The sequence below is a fragment of the Enterobacter sichuanensis genome, from assembly GCF_002939185.1.
Classification (GTDB): domain Bacteria; phylum Pseudomonadota; class Gammaproteobacteria; order Enterobacterales; family Enterobacteriaceae; genus Enterobacter; species Enterobacter sichuanensis.
The window spans coordinates 1-16,967 of record NZ_POVL01000070.1 but is presented as its reverse complement, the minus strand read 5'-3'; the positions used below and the strand labels follow the sequence as shown (position 1 = coordinate 16,967).

The window sequence follows — 16,967 nt, the reverse complement described above, 5'->3', positions numbered from 1 at the left end:
ACCGGACAGGCCGATGTCCAGCACGTCCACCCCCGCGTCCTGCAGCCCTTTCGCCAGGGCCAGCTTCAGGGATTCACTGGTCAGACGCACATCGCCACCCAGTACGATAGTTTTCGGTTTCAGGTATTCGCCGTACGCACGGCCGATGCGCCACGCAATGTCTTCATTCAGCTCTTCACCCAGCTTGCCGCGAATATCGTAGGCTTTAAAACAGGTTAACTTTTCCATCATGACCCCTTTTTTAGGCAACAGTTGCCCCGCCCGATTAACAGGCAAAATATTTTTTATTCATTCGTAGGCCCGGTAAGCACAGCGCCACCGGGCATGATGCGAAGCGGTTACACCCGACCGTAGCGGTCCTGGAAACGGACAATATCGTCCTCTTCCAGATACGCGCCGGAGCGCACTTCAATTAAATCGAGAGGTATCTTCCCTGGGTTTTCCAGACAGTGTGTCGCCCCCAGCGGAATATAAATTGACTCGTTTTCACCGAGCAGTTTCACTTCACCGTCTATAGTCACTTTGGCGGTACCCGCCACCACCACCCAGTGCTCAGCGCGATGATGATGCATCTGTACCGATAACCCCTCACCCGGCTTCACGGTAATGCGCTTCACTTGGTAACGTTCGCCCGCATCGATGGAGTCGTATTTCCCCCACGGGCGATATATTGTCTGGTGACAGCGATATTCTTGTCTATTGGAACGATTAAGTTGTTCAACGATATTTTTTACATCTTGACATTCAGATTTTTGGGTTATGAGTACTGCATCTTTTGTTTGAACAACAATAAGATTTTGCACTCCAACTGTAGCTATCAGAGCTGATTCTGAATATATATAATTATTTATAGAGTTATGTGCTATAACATCACCATGTATAACATTATAATCTTCGTTTTTTTTATCTATCTCCCATAGTGATGACCATGAACCAACATCACTCCAACCAGCATCAAGAGAAATAACTACACCCTTATCTGTTTTTTCCATAACTGCATAATCAATCGACTCAGACTTACATAATGAGAAGATTTCACGATCGATTCTTGTAAAATCTAAATCGTTTTGTGCGGATGCAACTGAAGCACAGCAGATGTCATATATATCGGGATGATATTTTTTCAACTCTTCAAGATAAGAAGATGCGCGGAATAAAAACATTCCACTATTCCACAAAAAACCCTTATTTTTAACATAATGCCGCGCAGTCTGAAGATCAGGTTTTTCTTTGAATGAATTAATTTCGTAAGCATCTTCCGCCAAAGAATTACCAATTTGGATATATCCATATCCAGTTTCAGGGTGGGTTGGCACTACGCCAAATGTAACAATTTTACCTTGTTTAGCTAAAGGTAAAGCATGCTTAATGGCAATTTTAAATTTATCAACATCTTTAATTACATGATCCGCCGCCAAAACAAGCAAAAGTGGATCATCGCCTTCACTTTCTTTTATTACTTTTTGAGAAAAAAAGGCGGAAAGAGCAACTGCTGGAGCTGTATTCTTGCCTATAGGTTCTAGAATAATCCCATTGACGTCAATATTAGCTTCTCGAAGTTGCTCAGCAACAATAAATCTATGCTCTTCATTGCAAATAACAACTGGTGAGGCATGGTCAATATCTTTCAAGCGGGAAATAGTATTTTGAAGTAAACTATTCTCATCCAATAAAGATAAAAACTGTTTAGGATATTGGCTCCTCGAAAGGGGCCATAAGCGCGAGCCTGTACCTCCAGCGATAACGATTGGTAGTATCATTTTATTTAACCAATAAGTTTAAAAAATTATCAACAATTGCAGACCATGAAAAATTTTTTATTGTATAACATGTTTTGCTTTCGCCTTTGATTTCAGTATTCTTGATTTCCTTCATCGCGTTAAGAATACTACCATGATCGAGAGGATCAAAATAATATGCATGTTTTTTAGCAATTTCATGGAAAACGTCAATATCACTACAAATAACATGGCAATCAAAATACATAGCTTCAATTAATGGCATACCGAAGCCTTCATACAGAGATGGGTTAACAAAACAGTAAGTTCGCTCGTAAATATTTTTTAATTCACTCTCAGATATTTTCTCAATAATAGTTACAAACTTATCAATTTGATATTTAGAAATCAAGGTCTCAATATGTTTTCTATAACCCAGATCACGACCTATAAGATATAATCTAGCATGCTGATCACAATTTTTCACATAGACAGAAAAAGCTTTAATTAAATTATCATGGTTTTTCCGCTTTTCAAATGTAGCTATATATAGAAAATCGATATCTTTTTTAGCTTTATTCCGCTTTACAGGATCAATTCCATTATATGATACAGCAATTTTATTAGGGTTAATATTGCAGTATTTAATTAATTGATTCTTGGTGAAAGAGCTGACTGTTAATATATTAGGGACCATTCTCCATTGGATTTTTTGAAACAAACTTGATATTTTTTTTACTGCCGCACGATTAAAATCGGTGAAATTTCTAATATCATGGACAAGCTGATAGTAATAATTACGTTTCGAAAAGATTAACGGGACCGGCATAAAATCATTGATAATCACTCCATCACGCCTATAAAAAATAAAAGTCAATTTTATACAATAGACAAGCCGACGAATAACAGAAGGCATTGAATCATAGCGAGGGAGAGTAATACTATTTTCAGCCCAATCAGGAGCTTCACCTTCTCTAACCAAAACAGTAAGATTTATATTTTCTCTTGATTGTAAGTTCTTCCCAAAAAAATCAAATCTCTTATTTGCACCAGTGACTCGATTTTTCTCATAATACAGTGAGCTAAGAATTATGTTCACAACACTCCTCATTCAAAGTGTAAGTATAGATTTTTAATTAGATGCAGTTTTAAGGTATTCTTCGATTATAATATTCTCATCGAATTTTTCCTGGGCTAATTTCCTGGCATCTATTTTCATTTTTATGAAGCTATTATAATCTAATTGCAGTACTTTATAAAATGCTTCCAATAAGCTTTCCAACGACTTTGGCTTGCATAAAAACCCTGTTACACCATCAATAACAGCATCGCGACACCCAATATTATCTGTAGTGATAATAATTTTTCCTGAAGCAGCAGCTTCTAGTAAAGATTTTGGAACGCCCTCACGGTAAAATGATGGCAAAACCACACAATCATAACCAGTAAGAACTTCTGCCACATTATCAGAATGTCCCAAATATTCAACAACCCCTAATTCTTCCCAATTATTTATCTCCCTTTCATCAATAGCAAAGGGGTTATTAGTAATAATTGGGCCTAAAAGAGAAAACTCAACATGGGGATATTTTTCTTTTATAATTTTTGCTGCTTCAGCATATAGCCTAATACCTTTTTGTTCAATCAATCTGGCCACAAGTAAAAATTTAATATGTTCTTCTTTAGTTATTTTTGTAGGTTTAAAAAACTCCAAATTAACACCAGAACCTAAAATTCGTTTAGTTTTAGCCTCGCAAACTATTTTTTCCTTGACAAAATAGTTATGATCCTCATTATTTTGAAAAAAAACAAAATCTGCTCTTTTCTGTGAAATTTTATATAAATTACTTAACAATTTTTTTTTCATACCTTCATTAATGAAGGCCGTGCCTAATCCAGCAATATTATTAACGACTTTCACTCTAGGGAAAAAATATGAAACAAGAGAACTGTAAATATTAATCTTTGGTGTAAAGTTATAAATAATACTAGGCTTTATTTTAATGTATAACGATAATAAATGCACTAATGTGACTATATCATGACCTGGATTTAGTGAATTGCTACGTATATATAAATGATTAATTTTACAGCCTAATTCTTTTAACTGATATGAATATTTATCAGTAGGTGCTATAATAAAAACCTCGTATCCTTTTTCAATAAATTTTTTTATTGTACCTTTCCTAAAGTTATAAAGATACCATGCCGTATTTGAGGAAAAAACAACTTTCATAAATTACCACCGACAAAAAGGAACATCTGTAATAAATGAGTTACATCTTTTAATTTTATCTTTATCGATATCATAATACCCGAGCGAATAATCTAATGTGTATCCCCTGTAGTTTTCAGGCCTAGCAGGATCATTAAAATATGATATATTCACAGAGGCGATAATTAATAATATAGATAAGTAATTTACAAGCCTATTTATTGTTAACACTCTTATTAAACTACGCAAATAATATGCAGAAAGTAAACAATAGAATAGATTAAAGTACGGATTTAAACGATGCAGTATTGGGAAGAAATAAAATGACAAATGCAATAAAGAGGCAATAAAACTTCCATTCCAAAGAATGCGTTCAATTTCTGTTTCATATTTCGTTGCAACGAAATATCTAAATATGATCAATAAATTGACAATAGCGAGCAAGCCGAATGTTGGTTCGAATTTTGAAAAATATACTTTAATTTTTGCTGAGATAACAGCCCCAGGCGCTCCAAATAAAGATATTAAATTTGAAAATAGTTCATTCGAAAGACTAAGTATTACTATACAAAATGCAGCACAGCTACCAAAGAAAATAACACTTTTTTTATTTTTCGTTACAAGAGGATAAAATAATAAAACCACGATGGCAGAAAAATGGAAACAAACAGCTAAAAATGCAATAATAATAAATTTAGATTTCTCATTTTCTAATAGTTTTAGAAAAGCAAACATAGATATTGCAAATGCCATTGCTTGTCTAATTTGATCATTAAATAGATCTATACCATTGATTACGATTATCAAGAAGACGAACAGGCATATATTAAAGTCAAACAACCCCCTTAGTTTTATTATAGCGAAATACAGTAATACCGATAATATAAAATAGTACATTGCTATAGATAAATAGAAATCAGTAAGCAAATATTTCAGGATAAAAATCTCAGAGCCAAATAAAGGTTCATATGATGAAAGATAATCCGTTACATCTGTATAAGTAATAAAGCCATAGTAATAATTAACCCAATCAATACCGTTAAAATACCCATCTATCATAAAAAACATCAATATAAAAATCATTAAGGTAAAAATGATTTTTTTTAAAAAAGGCAGTTGCCAGCTTAATAAAACACATATGAACTGCAAGGTTAAGAAAATAATCCAATACATTACAATTTCTCATTTCTCAATACACTATCCCAGCATTCTGTGAATTTTTCACTTGTAAAAGCATTAGCCTTTAATTTAGCATTATTGGACATATTTACTCTTAAGCTTTTTTGACTAATCATTAATCTCAGAGATTCAGCGAATATTTTAATGTTCTCATTTGGTACTAAAATCCCGTTTTCCATATCTAATATTTCAGAAGGCCCACAATCACAATCGAATGCAATCGCTGGAACGCCAAAAGACATAGCTTCAATGAGAACCAAACCAAACCCTTCATACCTGGACGGAAGACATAAAAAACCGCAACTTTGATAGTAATCAGTAATATTTTGTGTAGCAGCAATGAATTTTATCGACTTGTTTAAACTCAATTTTGTTGCTAATTGTTCTAAACTATCTTTTTTAGGACCACTCCCAATAATTGTTAAAGTCCAATCGGGAAATTCATTGTGAACCTTTTTCCAAGCCTGTAAAAGAAGATCAAAGCCCTTTTGATCTGTTAATCTTCCTACGCTTATTATATTCTTGCTGTCCGCAGGATAATCGTTATTAGTGATATGAAACTGCGAGGCATTATAGATAACCCGTAATTTGCTTTTTTTAAACAATAACTTTTCTTGCCAATATTTTTTATCTTTTTCGCTCAATACAACTATTTCATCTGAAAGCAATCCAGATAACTGCCTTGCTAATCTACGTGCTTTTATCCCAAGATCAATTTTAAAATTAAAATGTTCCCAGCATATATGACGAATATTAGTGAATAGCACAGCCGGTAAAGAATATATACATAATAATGAATCAACCGCAATTATAGTTTTTATTTCATTACTCTGTAAGTATTTTCGAAGTGCGAAAATTATCTTTAATCTTTCCAATTCTGAAGTTAATGATTCATGGTTACATAAACTTACTAAATTTATTTTATCGTTTAACTGAAAAAAAGGTTCGCTAGTTTTCAGTATTGTGACAATGTGGACTTCATAATCAATATTTGTAAGTCCGTTTGCCAATAGAGTGACAATTCTTTCTGTACCACCGGAATTATGCAGGGCATTAATAAAGAGACAAATCTTTTTATTTTTCATTTAATAAACTCTAGATTTAATAGCTTTACATATACAAAAGAAAATTATCAATTGAATATAGTGTTTAATTTTTTCTTCAACCATGAAAATGTGCTTGACATGCGGTAATATCTTATAGTTAACAATTTTGACCGTTTTATTCTATATTTTACATCCACAGAACTGTTATCATTTAAAATGTCGTTTGCAATGAGTTTTGTTTGTTCTAACGTTTTAAAGTATCCGTAAACATTGTTACTAATAAATTTGAGATAACTAAATGTACGTACTCTCGAATTAAGCAAAAGGATTTTTATATCGGTATCAACCTGTTTATTTGTATATTTCTTAAACTTTTGCAATGCGTATATTATATCAAGATAATCACATTCTTTTACGCTCTTAGTTATACTATTAGGAGTGTGTCTATAACCAATCAATGGTTTGTTTATGCTATAAATAACCTTTGCCTTAAGATAAAGATAAGGAGTAAACATTATATCTTCATATCTTCGCCCATCTTCAAAGTATTCAAAGCTAATAATTTTTTTACTGTAAATTCTACCCCAAACATACCATTGATTGAACTCAAACACAGGCATCAAATCCATTTTTTTATTGATTAGTTTTTGACCTGAGTAGGAGCATAAATTAAACGCCTCAGTAGATTCTTTAGTAAACCGATATGCATCTATCTCAATGATATCAGGTCTGAATTCTAAGATAGCATTCGAAACCTCGCTTATGTACTCTGGATAAAGAACATCATCACCATCCAAAAATGCAATATATTCTCCCTGTGCTATTTTTAAACCAGCATTTCTGGCACCTGATAGCCCGGCATTGAGTTGATTAATTACTTTTATATTTTTCTTACCAGCACATAAAGATTTAATAATATTCTTTGTGCAATCAGTAGAACCATCATTAACAATGATAACCTCAGTTTTCACATCCAACTGAATAAATACAGAGTCTAAACATTCCTTTATATAACTTTCAACATTGTAGCATGGTATTATAATACTTAATGTAATATCACTCATGGCTTTTCCATATTTTTTTCAGATAACCTTTTTTAAATGTAATTATTAATAGCAAAATAAAGGTAAGGGTTTCTGTAATAAGTATAGACAATGATGCTCCAGATGCACCATATAAAGAACAAAGAGGAATAGCATAAGATAAATGCAATAAACCTGTAAAAATAGGAAGCTTTGCATAAATTTTATTATGGCCGAGAGGTAAAAGCACATAGTTGCATAAAATTACAGATGATACTATCAAAATTATCATTGGAGACATTAATTTTAGAACCATGATAGATTCGTCAAATTCTCTGCCAAGCATAATGTTTGAAATATATGCCGAGCATAAATAAAACATTATGCTCGCAATTAAAGCTAAACCACCTTGTATCAGAATTATCTTTTTAACAAAAGAAAATCCAGCCTCTCTAGATTCTTTGAAAAGAGCATTAACTCTTGGATATAAAGCACCACCCAGAATCAAGAAAGCGCCCATTAAAGCCTGCCTTAATTTATCAGCAGCGATATATATACCTACCTGCTCAACATGACTCACCATGCCCAATATAAATGGATTGCTCATTGTGTATAAACTCATGGCAATACTTCCGATAAATATTGGCGTTGATTGAATTAACGTGCCAATGATTTCAGATATTCGAAATCTACATTTCAAAATAACATAGTTAGTTTTATAAACAAAATAAATAGATATTACTCCTGCTACGAAAGCCGTTCCCCCCTGAATTAAAGCCGCAATATTAATATCGTTCGGCTCTTGAACAAAGATAAATGTCAAGGGGATACTCAACCCTCTTGCTAAAATATAACTTATCGTAACAGAGGACATTTTTTCAACGCCCTGGAAAAACCAAACGGGTAACAACATCGCTCCTACTAGCTGCAAGGATAATATATGCAGCAAAGGCTTAATACTATGAAATTGCTCAACCCTGTATGAAAGGAAAAAAACCAAACTAATAGATAATAACAATAAGACAGCTTTAGCTAGCATAGTTTTAAAAAATATAGCGCTAATTTCTTCTTTTGTTTTGCTACTTACTGCTATCGCTTTTGATGCTGTGAGGTTAAATCCGAAATCAATAAACAGGCAAAAATATTGAATAACACTAGTTGCCAGCCCTATTTCCCCATATTCTGCAGGTCCTAACACTCTGACTAGATAAGGGAAAATAATGAGCGGAATGAGATAATTTGAGCCCTGTAGTATAAAAAGCGAAAATATATTTTTTTTTAGTCCTGTCATTTACTTCTCTTTAGTTTTAAGAAAATTTAATCACATATAATAAAAGATTAATCATAAAATAATGATTTTCCTCTGTAATTAGTTTCGCAATATAACTAACAAAATATTATTACTTTTGTTGAAAAGCTAATTTAAAGTTTATTTACGAGGCGATTTTTGTAAAATTTAGGGAAAAGAGGAATGCTACCGCCCCTGGCTTAACAGCTACCAGTGCACTGAACGAGGGTGAAATGTTCCATTTGTTGAAGTCCGACACCGAACTCTACTGGCGCTGGACAACTGCAAAAACTGCCGTTAATTGTCGTCCTAAATGACCTCAGAAACAAGCACAAATCGTTACAAATCTGACCAGATTTAAATCAGATAAATCCATGTTATCATTAGAATTAATAACAAAAAACGGCAGCTACCATTTTGGTTATGTTTCAACATACCCAAATGATGACTGCCGCTTGTGCAAATCAAGTAAGAAAAATCAGTCGTTAGCTAACAACTTCTCAATCCGGCTTCTGAACTTCGCCCCTTCCTTCAGGTTACGCAGCCCGTAGTTCACAAACGCCTGCATATAGCCCAGCTTCTTACCGCAGTCGTAGCTCTCACCGGTCATCAGCATCGCGTCAACAGACTGCTTTTTCGCCAGCTCGGCAATCGCATCGGTGAGCTGAATACGGTCCCAGGCACCTGGCTCGGTTTTTTCCAGCTCGGCCCAGATATCCGCGTTCAGAACATAACGGCCAACCGCCATCAGGTCTGAGTCCAGCGTCTGTGGCTGATCCGGTTTTTCGATGAATTCCACAATGCGGCTCACCTGCCCTTCCGTCTCCAGCGCTTCTTTGGTCTGGATAACAGAGTACTCGGAGAGATCGCCTTTCATGCGTTTCGCCAGCACCTGGCTACGACCCGTTTCATTGAAACGCGCCACCATGGCCGCCAGGTTGTAACGCAGCGGATCCGCAGAAGCGGTATCAATGATGATATCCGGCAGCACCACGATGAACGGGTTATCACCCACAACCGGACGCGCACAGAGAATAGAGTGACCCAGACCCAGCGGCTGTGCCTGGCGCACGTTCATGATGGTCACGCCAGGAGGACAAATAGACTGTACTTCCGCCAGCAGCTGGCGTTTGACGCGCTGCTCAAGCAACGCTTCGAGTTCGTAAGAGGTGTCGAAATGGTTTTCTACCGCATTCTTTGAAGAATGGGTAACCAGGACGATTTCTTTAATCCCTGCAGCAACAATCTCGTCGACAATGTACTGAATCATTGGCTTGTCGACGATCGGCAGCATCTCTTTTGGAATGGCTTTTGTGGCTGGCAGCATATGCATGCCCAGGCCTGCTACCGGAATGACTGCTTTCAAATTAATCATTATATCTTCCACCTTAAAATGGTTGACGAATTATAGCTCTTAAACCTGTTTTCGCCAGCATGATTTGCCGTAATTCTCGGGTAATGTTACGCCCTGACCACACTAATTTCTGTAGTTGTAATCTGATTCGATCACAATTCCGTACCAGGAATAGTCTCAAAACTGACGCTTGTCGATTATCTGTGCGGAAGCGCAAAATTCAGCCGTTCGGTATTCACCACCTGCTGATCGACCCGGTCAATATCCACCGAACTTTGTCCTTTCTCATTCACTGCTTTAATGTTCGCCAGTGACAGCAGCGTCTCGTCTCTCGCCATGAATTTTCCCCGCACGTCCTTACGCAGGTCGAAATTGATCTTCAGGGCCGGGCCCACAGCGGCTTCCTGCATCACATTGATATTGCGCATAAAAAGATGCTGGGGCTTATTGTGCAGCTCCAGAGTGGCACGCTGCATCTCAACGTTGGTAATCGCCACAAACGACGTCGCGTTACCGGATGAAATTTGTATTCCGCGCAGCTTATAGGCAAGCTGGCGATTATCGAGATGGATATTGTTGAGTTTGAAGTTCTGCGGAATGGACAAATAATCGCCCTTTATCACCCCATAACCGATTAACATGCCGGCGCTATTGACCATGTCGACATTATCAATAATGAAATTATCACAGCCATAAATCGCTACCGTGGCGTTATCAATTCCCGCCTTTTTACTGAAGTCAGGGGTAATATTTTTGGCCTTTATATTGCGGATAACAAAATGTTTTCCGTTTTCGACGTGCACCAGCTGACGACAGTTGCTGCCAGTGATGTTGGCCACCACGAAGTTCTTAACGGTTTGCTTCTCAGGATAGTCGTTATCGTAGGTACTTCCGGCAAGACCAATGCCAATGCCCCAGTTGATCTTGCCGTTGGTGCAGTTGATGTTGTCTATCACATGGTCGGAAATCAGGATATTGCGGTCGTTGATGGCGACGTTCCACTCGATCGCATCGCCCTGCAGGTGGCTAAATTTGCTGTTGGTGATGCGGGCGCCGTCCACCTGATTATGGAAACCCTGGCGCAGAATGGCATAGTTGGCCTGGCTGACGCGGATGTTATCAATCACCAGATTGCGCATCACGCTGGGCTTCTTACCGCCGATGTAGATCTGCGTCACCGGACCAAACCCGCTCATCGCGAGACCTTTGATTGCACAGTCAGAGCCGCGAACGTCCAGGGTGATATTTTCTGTGCGTCCCTCGCCCTCGCCAATGACCTTACTGCCCTCCTGCAGGACAAAGCGGCCCCGTCCGTTACCGGTTAACGCCCCGCGGATCAGCAGCGTTTTCCCGTCAGGAATGAAAATGCCGGTATTGATGTTTTCGCAGGTCAGCCCTGCGGGGACCACAACCGTATCCCCTTCGGTAAACGCCTGCTTAAAGGCGGCGATCCAGTCGTTGTTATTGTACTGATTAACAGAAACCGTTCTTCCGCCTGCCGCCCGCGCAAGGCGGGAGGAGAGCAGCGGCGTGGCCGCCAGCGCGGAGAGAGAAGAGACAAAAGTGCGTCGGGTAATCTTTTTCAGCATACAACCTCGGCGTTACAACGTTTGCAGCAGGCTCGCTAACTGACGATTAATCACCTGCTGGTTAAAATCTGCCTCGACTTTTTGTCGGGCATTGTGGAGCACGGGCTCCAGCGCCTGCTGGTCGATGTCGCTGAAAGCGGCTAAGCGGTCGGCCAGCGCCATGGCGTTATTTTCCGGCACCAGCCAGCCGGAATAGTCAGACTGGATAAGCTCCGGGATCCCGCTGTGCAGGGTCGATACCACCGGGATGCCGACGGCCATCGCCTCCATCAGCGCCACCGGGATGCCTTCCATGTCGCCATCGGTGCCCGTTACGGACGGCAGCAGGAAGACGTCCGCCTCATCGAGCATCGCCTTGACCTCGTGGCTCGGCTTAAAGCCCGGCATCTCGACAACATCTTCAAGCTGATATTGTTCGATAAGCGTGCGCAGACGACGCTCCCACGGGCCAATCCCGAGTATGCGATAGTGGAAATCCACCCCGCGCGCCTTCAGCTGGCGGCAGGCTTCAATCGCCACATGCAGCCCTTTCTTCTCGGTCAGGCGAGCGACGGAGATGATCTGCAGCGGTTTGCCCGGCACCTTCACCGGACGGCGGGTAAAGCGCGTGAGATCCACGCCCATGCGCGAAACAGCAATTTTCTCTCCCGGGCAGCCCATGTTTTTAATGCGTCCGGCCCACAGTTCGCTGATGGGCAGCATCATGTCGCCGCGGCGGAAAAGCTGCTGATACTCCGGCGTGTAGTGGTTCAGCACTTCACGGCTGGAGATGTCAATGCCGTGGAAAATGGTCGCGATTTTCCCGTCGATCACCCCCAGTTCGCGCAGTTTCGCGGCGGTGACCCCCGCCGGGCCAAAGTGGGCGATAAACACATCCGCACGATACGGCTGCGCCGTTTGCCCGCAGATGGCCGACAGGATCAGATTGCGCGACTCCGCGCCATATCGGGAAATATTCAGCGCTCGCCAGGTCGACGGGCGATGGATCCCACGTAAGGTCTGGCTGGCCCGGTGGCGCAGTTTGCTCAGCTTCCCGGACGGCTCATCCTGCAGCCAGCGGGTTTTCGCCTCCAGCCCGTACTGGGTATACGCCGCATGAGTGTTTTGGGTATCGCCCTTTTGCAGGGCGATGATCTCCACGTCATATCCCATATCGATAAACGCGGTGATTTGGTTCAGAACAAAGGTTTCAGACGACAGCGGAAATTTCAGTAAGAAGAAACCAACCTTCATTTCTCCTCCCGGACGCGATCGAGTACCGATTTCACCATCCCCATCCCCTTCTCGCGCTCGGCTTTCACCGCCACGGCCAGGCGTTCATTGATGGCAGGCAACTGACCCAGTGTGTCCCCGACCATCGCACCGAGCGAACCATCCAGCAGATGACGGATATCCACGGCCATTTCCGGCATACCGAGTTGCTGCATGATCCCGGCGGACTTGTGCTCATAGTTAATGGCAATCGCCGGCGTACCGAAGTTCATGGAGATAATCGCCGAGTGCAGACGAGTGCCCACCGTCAGGTCGCAGGCGGAGAGCAGCTTGCCCATCTCGAGGTCATTCAGTTCGTCCATCACCACGTGATAGCGGGACGGGTCATTCACCAGGCTGCGCAGGTTGAGCGCCACCATGCGGTCGTCTTTGTTGTAGCTGTCGATACCGGTGCAGGTGGAGAGCGCCAGCACCTGATAACCGCTGTCCAGTACGCGGTTCACCACGTCAGCGAACGCTTTCTCATACGCCGCCTGCGTGGTACCTAAACGTTTATCGAAGGGGGCCAGCTCGCGCAGGGTAATCGCGACGGTTTTCTGTTTCGCCGCCACGTCCAGCCAGTGCTGCACCGCGTAGCTCGCCTGGAAGCTCTCTTCCTGATGATCCACCAGCCAGGCCGTGTCCACGCCGTGCTCCACTTTCGAGGTGTCGATCTCGCTGCGCTTCATCATTTCAAGACTGACCGACTCGCGCAGGATCAGAGCATCGCAGTGGCCGAAAACGTAGTTTGCCAGTTGGTTAAACTGTGGATCCTGGAACGGCCCCACGCTGTGACCAATCATAAACAGCGGCTTTTTCGCCATGAACGTACACAGCGCATGCTCAAACTGCGGCACGCCGTACAAATCGACGAAGAACGACCCGCCGACCTGAATAATCGCGTCATAGCCCGACAGCAGACGAACGAAATCGGTAAAGCCCTGGGCGATAGCGATGTTGCGCAGCTTGCCGGTATCGGTCACCCGGGAAAGCAGCACCTGGTGCTGGTAGCGACGACGCAGCACTTTCTTCACGCGCCCCATCACGCCCGCGGCGTTGTTATGCTGTTTCATCTGGCTGTAGAGCGGGTCGCCCATCACCGGGCGATTGAGTAACCAGGATGAGCTGACCGGATAACGGCTCATCACGTCCACTTCGGTCTCAGGCTTAAGGGTGTTAATCGCATCCAGTAAACCGCGCAGGATGGCGCTGTCGCCACGGTTGCCGCAGGTATGGTTGCCAAGAATTAATAATTTCATAATGGCCTCTTAAATAACTAGCCTGCGCGAAGCAGCGTTTTCATTTTTTCGTTACGGCAAAACTGGCGCTTCATCTCCACCACCAGCGCATTGCGTGACAGCACAATCATCACGACGAAAGCCAGCGCGCCCGCGGCAACCTGCACCGCCAGCAGCGCCGCCAGCGGCAGATGACCGGTCAGGATCATGCCCAGGCCGTAGCTCACCGCCAGCGTCGGCAGGGAGAGATAGAACGGCAGCCACAGGCTCAGGATGTACTGACGGTAGCTGGAGCCCAGCACCGGCTTGATCATGATGAAGTAGCTCAGCACGGTGTTGACGACCTGCACCAGCAGGAAGCCAAGCGTGACGCCGATGGCGCCCGCCATGTGTCCACCGACGATGATTGCCGGAATAAACAGGAAGGTTTTAAAGACGTTGAACTTAAAGCTGATATCCACGCGCGCTTTTGCCATCAGCAGAGAACCGATCGGATTCCCCACGGAGCGCAGCAGCCCCACCACGCACAGCAGCTGCAGGATCGGGATAATGCCGTTCCATTTTTCACCAAACACCAGCGGCACGAAATTGCTGGAAACCACCATCAGCCCGAGCAAAACCGGGAAGTTGATAATCCCCACCACGGAGAGCAGCTTGTAGAAATTGACCCGCAGCTTCTCGGTGTCGTCCTGAATCTTGGCGAACGCCGGGAACAGCACGCGGGTAATAATCGGGTTCAGCTTCATCGGCGGGACGACCGCAACGTTATAGGCCAGGTTGTAGCCCCCGGCGACGCTCGCCCCGAGAATACGGGCCAGCACCAGCGTGGAGAGATTGGTGTTCACATAGTTGATGATGCTGTCCGCCGTCAGCCATGCGCCAAAACGCAGGTTGGAGGAGACGGACGCCAGTGAGAAATGCAGCCCCGGACGGTAGATTTTGCGGCCAAAATAGCCGAACAGCAGCGTGCGCACGGCAGAGTTAACCAGATACCCCAGAATGGCGGTCATGGCCAGCGGCCAGAAATGGGCGCTCACCACGGTGAAGGTAAAGCCCGCCAGCACGGCGCTGGTCTCGATCATGCCGATCTTGTTGAACTCCAGCTCTTTCTGCATCAGCGCGCGGAACTGCTGCCCGTGGGGGATCACCACGAAAGCAAACGACAGCGTACGCATCAGCGGTGCCAGATCCGGGTTGTGCAGCACGCTGGCGATGGTATCGCTCAGCAGGAACACCAGCACAAACACGAAAATCCCCAGCCCGACGTTCAGCCAGTAGAGCGTGGTCAGCTCCAGATGGCTAATCTCTTTGCGCTGGATAATCGAGTTGGCAATACCAAAATCAGACAGCGTATCGGCCAGCGCGATAATCACCAGCGAGACGGTCAGCAGGCCGAACTGGTGGTTATCGATAATGCGCGCCAGCACGGTCATCTGCACCAGGCCGAGGCCAATGATGACGATGGTCGCCATCGCTGACCACTTGGCGCCGCTGATGGTTTTTTCACGTAAGCTCATCTTAGTACGCCGCTTTGTTCACGAAACCTTTAAAGATGGTCAGAAAAACAATCTTGATATCAAACCAGAGGCTCCACTCACGGATGTACTCCAGGTCGAATTCAATGCGTTTTTCCATTTTTTCCAGCGTGTCGGTTTCACCGCGCCAGCCGTTGATCTGCGCCCAGCCGGTGATGCCTGGCTTCACTTTATGGCGCAGCATGTAGCCTTCAATCAGCGAGCGGTACTGTTCGTTGTGGGCAACCGCATGGGGACGAGGTCCGACAATCGACATGCCGCCGGTAAAGACGTTGATAAACTGCGGGAGTTCATCCAGCGAGGTACGGCGCAGGAAGTTCCCCACGCGGGTCACGCGCGGATCGTTCTGCGTGGCCTGAGTCACCACTTTGTCGTTCTCCATCACCTTCATGGAGCGGAATTTCCACACCATAATGGGCTTACCGTCCATGCCGTAGCGGGTCTGGCGGAAGATAACCGGCCCGGGAGAGCTCAGCTTCACCGCCAGGGCAATGCAGCACAGCACCGGGGAGATCAGCAGGAGGATCAGTGAAGAGAGCACGATATCTTCCAGACGCTTCAGCACGCGGTTAATCCCTGACAGCGGCGTGTCGTACAGCGGTACCACCGGCACGCCGTTCACCTCTTCAATGCGGGAGTGAAGGATGTTGAAGGTAAACACGTCCGGGATCAGGATCACCGAGCAGGTGGTATCCGCCAGCTCGCGCATCAGTTGCTTAATGCGGGATTCGTCTTTCATCTGCATAGCGATGTAAACGTTGTGAATTTTGCCCGCTTTGGCATCGTCAATCAGCTGTTCGTAGTTGCCCGCCCAGTCCGCAGGCACGCCGCCCGGCTTCGCGTCGTGATAAATCCCGACCACTTCATACCCTAACCACGGCTCTTTGCGGAAGCTGTCGAGCAGCACCTGCCCGACCGGCAAATCCCCTGCTACGGCAACGAAGCGACGGTTATAGCCCCGGTTACGCAGCCAGCCCGCGCCGAAGCGGATAAGGGAGCGACAAACCACCATGCCGACGCTGGTCACCAGATACCAGCAGAGATAGGTCACCAGACGATTATCAAAATCATGGCTGAACGCCACCAGGCCCGCGCTGAAGATCAGGCTTAAGGTCCAGTTCTGCAGCAACAGCATCAGTTCGGTGGTCATTTTGACGCCACGCCACGAACGATAGAAATCCGTCATCCCGCCGATCATCTGAAACACAACCAGCGCAATCAGTGCCATCAGCAGATGCATGTATAAGAACGATTGCCCGCTGATCCGACACACCGCCCACAATCCACCGACCATGATGGTGATATCAGAAAAACGCTGCACCATAGAGATTAACGATGCATTCGTTCTCGCTCGTTCGCGTTTTTTTAGATTCGTCATCGTTGTTCCTTTATTCAACCCACACTTCCCCCCTCACCCCGGCCCTCTCCCCTTTGGGGAGAGGGTTAGGGTGAGGGGTAAGGTTTCGTATTACTGATTCAACAGCGCCAGAATGTCCTTCGTTCGGGCTTCCATCAGCGCGGTGTCGGCGCGT

The 16,967-nt window shown here is 43.9% G+C and carries 13 protein-coding genes and 2 pseudogenes; all 15 read right to left on the bottom strand.

The genetic code is table 11. The features are described 5' to 3' along the window. Positions 1–228 (bottom strand): annotated as a pseudogene (locus C5687_RS21735) (phosphomannomutase CpsG); the annotation flags it as partial. 110 nt (positions 229–338) lie between these two features. Next, positions 339–1,760, bottom strand: coding sequence for a mannose-1-phosphate guanylyltransferase/mannose-6-phosphate isomerase (locus C5687_RS21730; protein ID WP_104557912.1), 1,422 nt, complete (start codon positions 1,758–1,760; stop codon positions 339–341). Between the two features lies 1 nt (position 1,761). Then, complete coding sequence (locus C5687_RS21725; RefSeq protein WP_158252228.1) at positions 1,762–2,817, bottom strand: glycosyltransferase family 4 protein; 1,056 nt, start codon at positions 2,815–2,817, stop codon at positions 1,762–1,764. A 33-nt stretch (positions 2,818–2,850) separates the two neighbouring features. Beyond that, on the bottom strand, positions 2,851–3,954 hold the full coding sequence (locus C5687_RS21720) for a glycosyltransferase family 4 protein (RefSeq protein WP_104557908.1): 1,104 nt from the start codon (positions 3,952–3,954) through the stop codon (positions 2,851–2,853). A 3-nt stretch (positions 3,955–3,957) separates the two neighbouring features. Next, positions 3,958–5,106: an EpsG family protein gene (locus C5687_RS21715; RefSeq protein WP_104557906.1), complete on the bottom strand. Its 1,149-nt coding sequence runs from the start codon at positions 5,104–5,106 to the stop codon at positions 3,958–3,960. Continuing rightward, positions 5,106–6,197 (bottom strand): glycosyltransferase family 4 protein, encoded by a 1,092-nt coding sequence (locus tag C5687_RS21710; protein WP_104557904.1) that lies wholly within the window; start codon positions 6,195–6,197, stop codon positions 5,106–5,108. The genes C5687_RS21715 and C5687_RS21710 overlap by 1 nt, the downstream gene beginning before the upstream one ends. Positions 6,198–6,244: 47 nt before the next feature. Continuing rightward, positions 6,245–7,222: a glycosyltransferase family 2 protein gene (locus C5687_RS21705; RefSeq protein ID WP_104557902.1), complete on the bottom strand. Its 978-nt coding sequence runs from the start codon at positions 7,220–7,222 to the stop codon at positions 6,245–6,247. Then, positions 7,215–8,471 carry a flippase gene (locus C5687_RS21700; protein ID WP_104557900.1) on the bottom strand — a complete coding sequence of 419 codons (1,257 nt, stop codon included), beginning with the start codon at positions 8,469–8,471 and terminating at the stop codon, positions 7,215–7,217. Before C5687_RS21700 ends, C5687_RS21705 begins: the two co-directional genes overlap by 8 nt. Positions 8,472–8,946: 475 nt before the next feature. Then, positions 8,947–9,843 carry a GalU regulator GalF gene (galF, locus tag C5687_RS21695; protein ID WP_013097865.1) on the bottom strand — a complete coding sequence of 299 codons (897 nt, stop codon included), beginning with the start codon at positions 9,841–9,843 and terminating at the stop codon, positions 8,947–8,949. Between the two features lie 176 nt (positions 9,844–10,019). After that, positions 10,020–11,411 carry a colanic acid biosynthesis protein WcaM gene (gene wcaM / locus C5687_RS21690; protein ID WP_025758743.1) on the bottom strand — a complete coding sequence of 464 codons (1,392 nt, stop codon included), beginning with the start codon at positions 11,409–11,411 and terminating at the stop codon, positions 10,020–10,022. A gap of 12 nt (positions 11,412–11,423) precedes the next feature. Continuing rightward, entirely contained in the window at positions 11,424–12,644 is a 1,221-nt protein-coding gene (wcaL, locus tag C5687_RS21685) for a colanic acid biosynthesis glycosyltransferase WcaL (RefSeq protein WP_104557898.1), read from the bottom strand. Then, positions 12,641–13,921, bottom strand: coding sequence for a colanic acid biosynthesis pyruvyl transferase WcaK (wcaK, locus tag C5687_RS21680; RefSeq protein ID WP_104557897.1), 1,281 nt, complete (start codon positions 13,919–13,921; stop codon positions 12,641–12,643). Before wcaK ends, wcaL begins: the two co-directional genes overlap by 4 nt. A 17-nt stretch (positions 13,922–13,938) precedes the next feature. Then, positions 13,939–15,417, bottom strand: coding sequence for a colanic acid undecaprenyl disphosphate flippase WzxC (gene wzxC, locus C5687_RS21675; protein WP_045285625.1), 1,479 nt, complete (start codon positions 15,415–15,417; stop codon positions 13,939–13,941). 1 nt (position 15,418) lies between these two features. Continuing rightward, a complete protein-coding gene (wcaJ, locus tag C5687_RS21670; RefSeq protein ID WP_104557896.1) occupies positions 15,419–16,813 on the bottom strand; it encodes an undecaprenyl-phosphate glucose phosphotransferase in 1,395 nt (464 codons plus the stop codon). 90 nt (positions 16,814–16,903) lie between these two features. Beyond that, positions 16,904–16,967 (bottom strand): annotated as a pseudogene (locus C5687_RS25405) (phosphomannomutase); the annotation flags it as partial.

What these genes read in the sequence shown, in the direction of transcription:
- C5687_RS21705 (WP_104557902.1), bottom strand. Translation starts at nt 7,222, where the DNA reads ATGAGTGATATTACATTAAGTATTATAATACCATGCTACAATGTTGAA.
- wzxC (WP_045285625.1), bottom strand. Translation starts at nt 15,417, where the DNA reads ATGAGCTTACGTGAAAAAACCATCAGCGGCGCCAAGTGGTCAGCGATG.
- C5687_RS21720 (WP_104557908.1), bottom strand. Translation starts at nt 3,954, where the DNA reads ATGAAAGTTGTTTTTTCCTCAAATACGGCATGGTATCTTTATAACTTT.
- wcaK (WP_104557897.1), bottom strand. Translation starts at nt 13,921, where the DNA reads ATGAAATTATTAATTCTTGGCAACCATACCTGCGGCAACCGTGGCGAC.
- C5687_RS21730 (WP_104557912.1), bottom strand. Translation starts at nt 1,760, where the DNA reads ATGATACTACCAATCGTTATCGCTGGAGGTACAGGCTCGCGCTTATGG.
- C5687_RS21715 (WP_104557906.1), bottom strand. Translation starts at nt 5,106, where the DNA reads ATGTATTGGATTATTTTCTTAACCTTGCAGTTCATATGTGTTTTATTA.
- galF (WP_013097865.1), bottom strand. Translation starts at nt 9,843, where the DNA reads ATGATTAATTTGAAAGCAGTCATTCCGGTAGCAGGCCTGGGCATGCAT.
- C5687_RS21710 (WP_104557904.1), bottom strand. Translation starts at nt 6,197, where the DNA reads ATGAAAAATAAAAAGATTTGTCTCTTTATTAATGCCCTGCATAATTCC.
- wcaL (WP_104557898.1), bottom strand. Translation starts at nt 12,644, where the DNA reads ATGAAGGTTGGTTTCTTCTTACTGAAATTTCCGCTGTCGTCTGAAACC.
- C5687_RS21700 (WP_104557900.1), bottom strand. Translation starts at nt 8,471, where the DNA reads ATGACAGGACTAAAAAAAAATATATTTTCGCTTTTTATACTACAGGGC.
- wcaM (WP_025758743.1), bottom strand. Translation starts at nt 11,411, where the DNA reads ATGCTGAAAAAGATTACCCGACGCACTTTTGTCTCTTCTCTCTCCGCG.
- wcaJ (WP_104557896.1), bottom strand. Translation starts at nt 16,813, where the DNA reads ATGACGAATCTAAAAAAACGCGAACGAGCGAGAACGAATGCATCGTTA.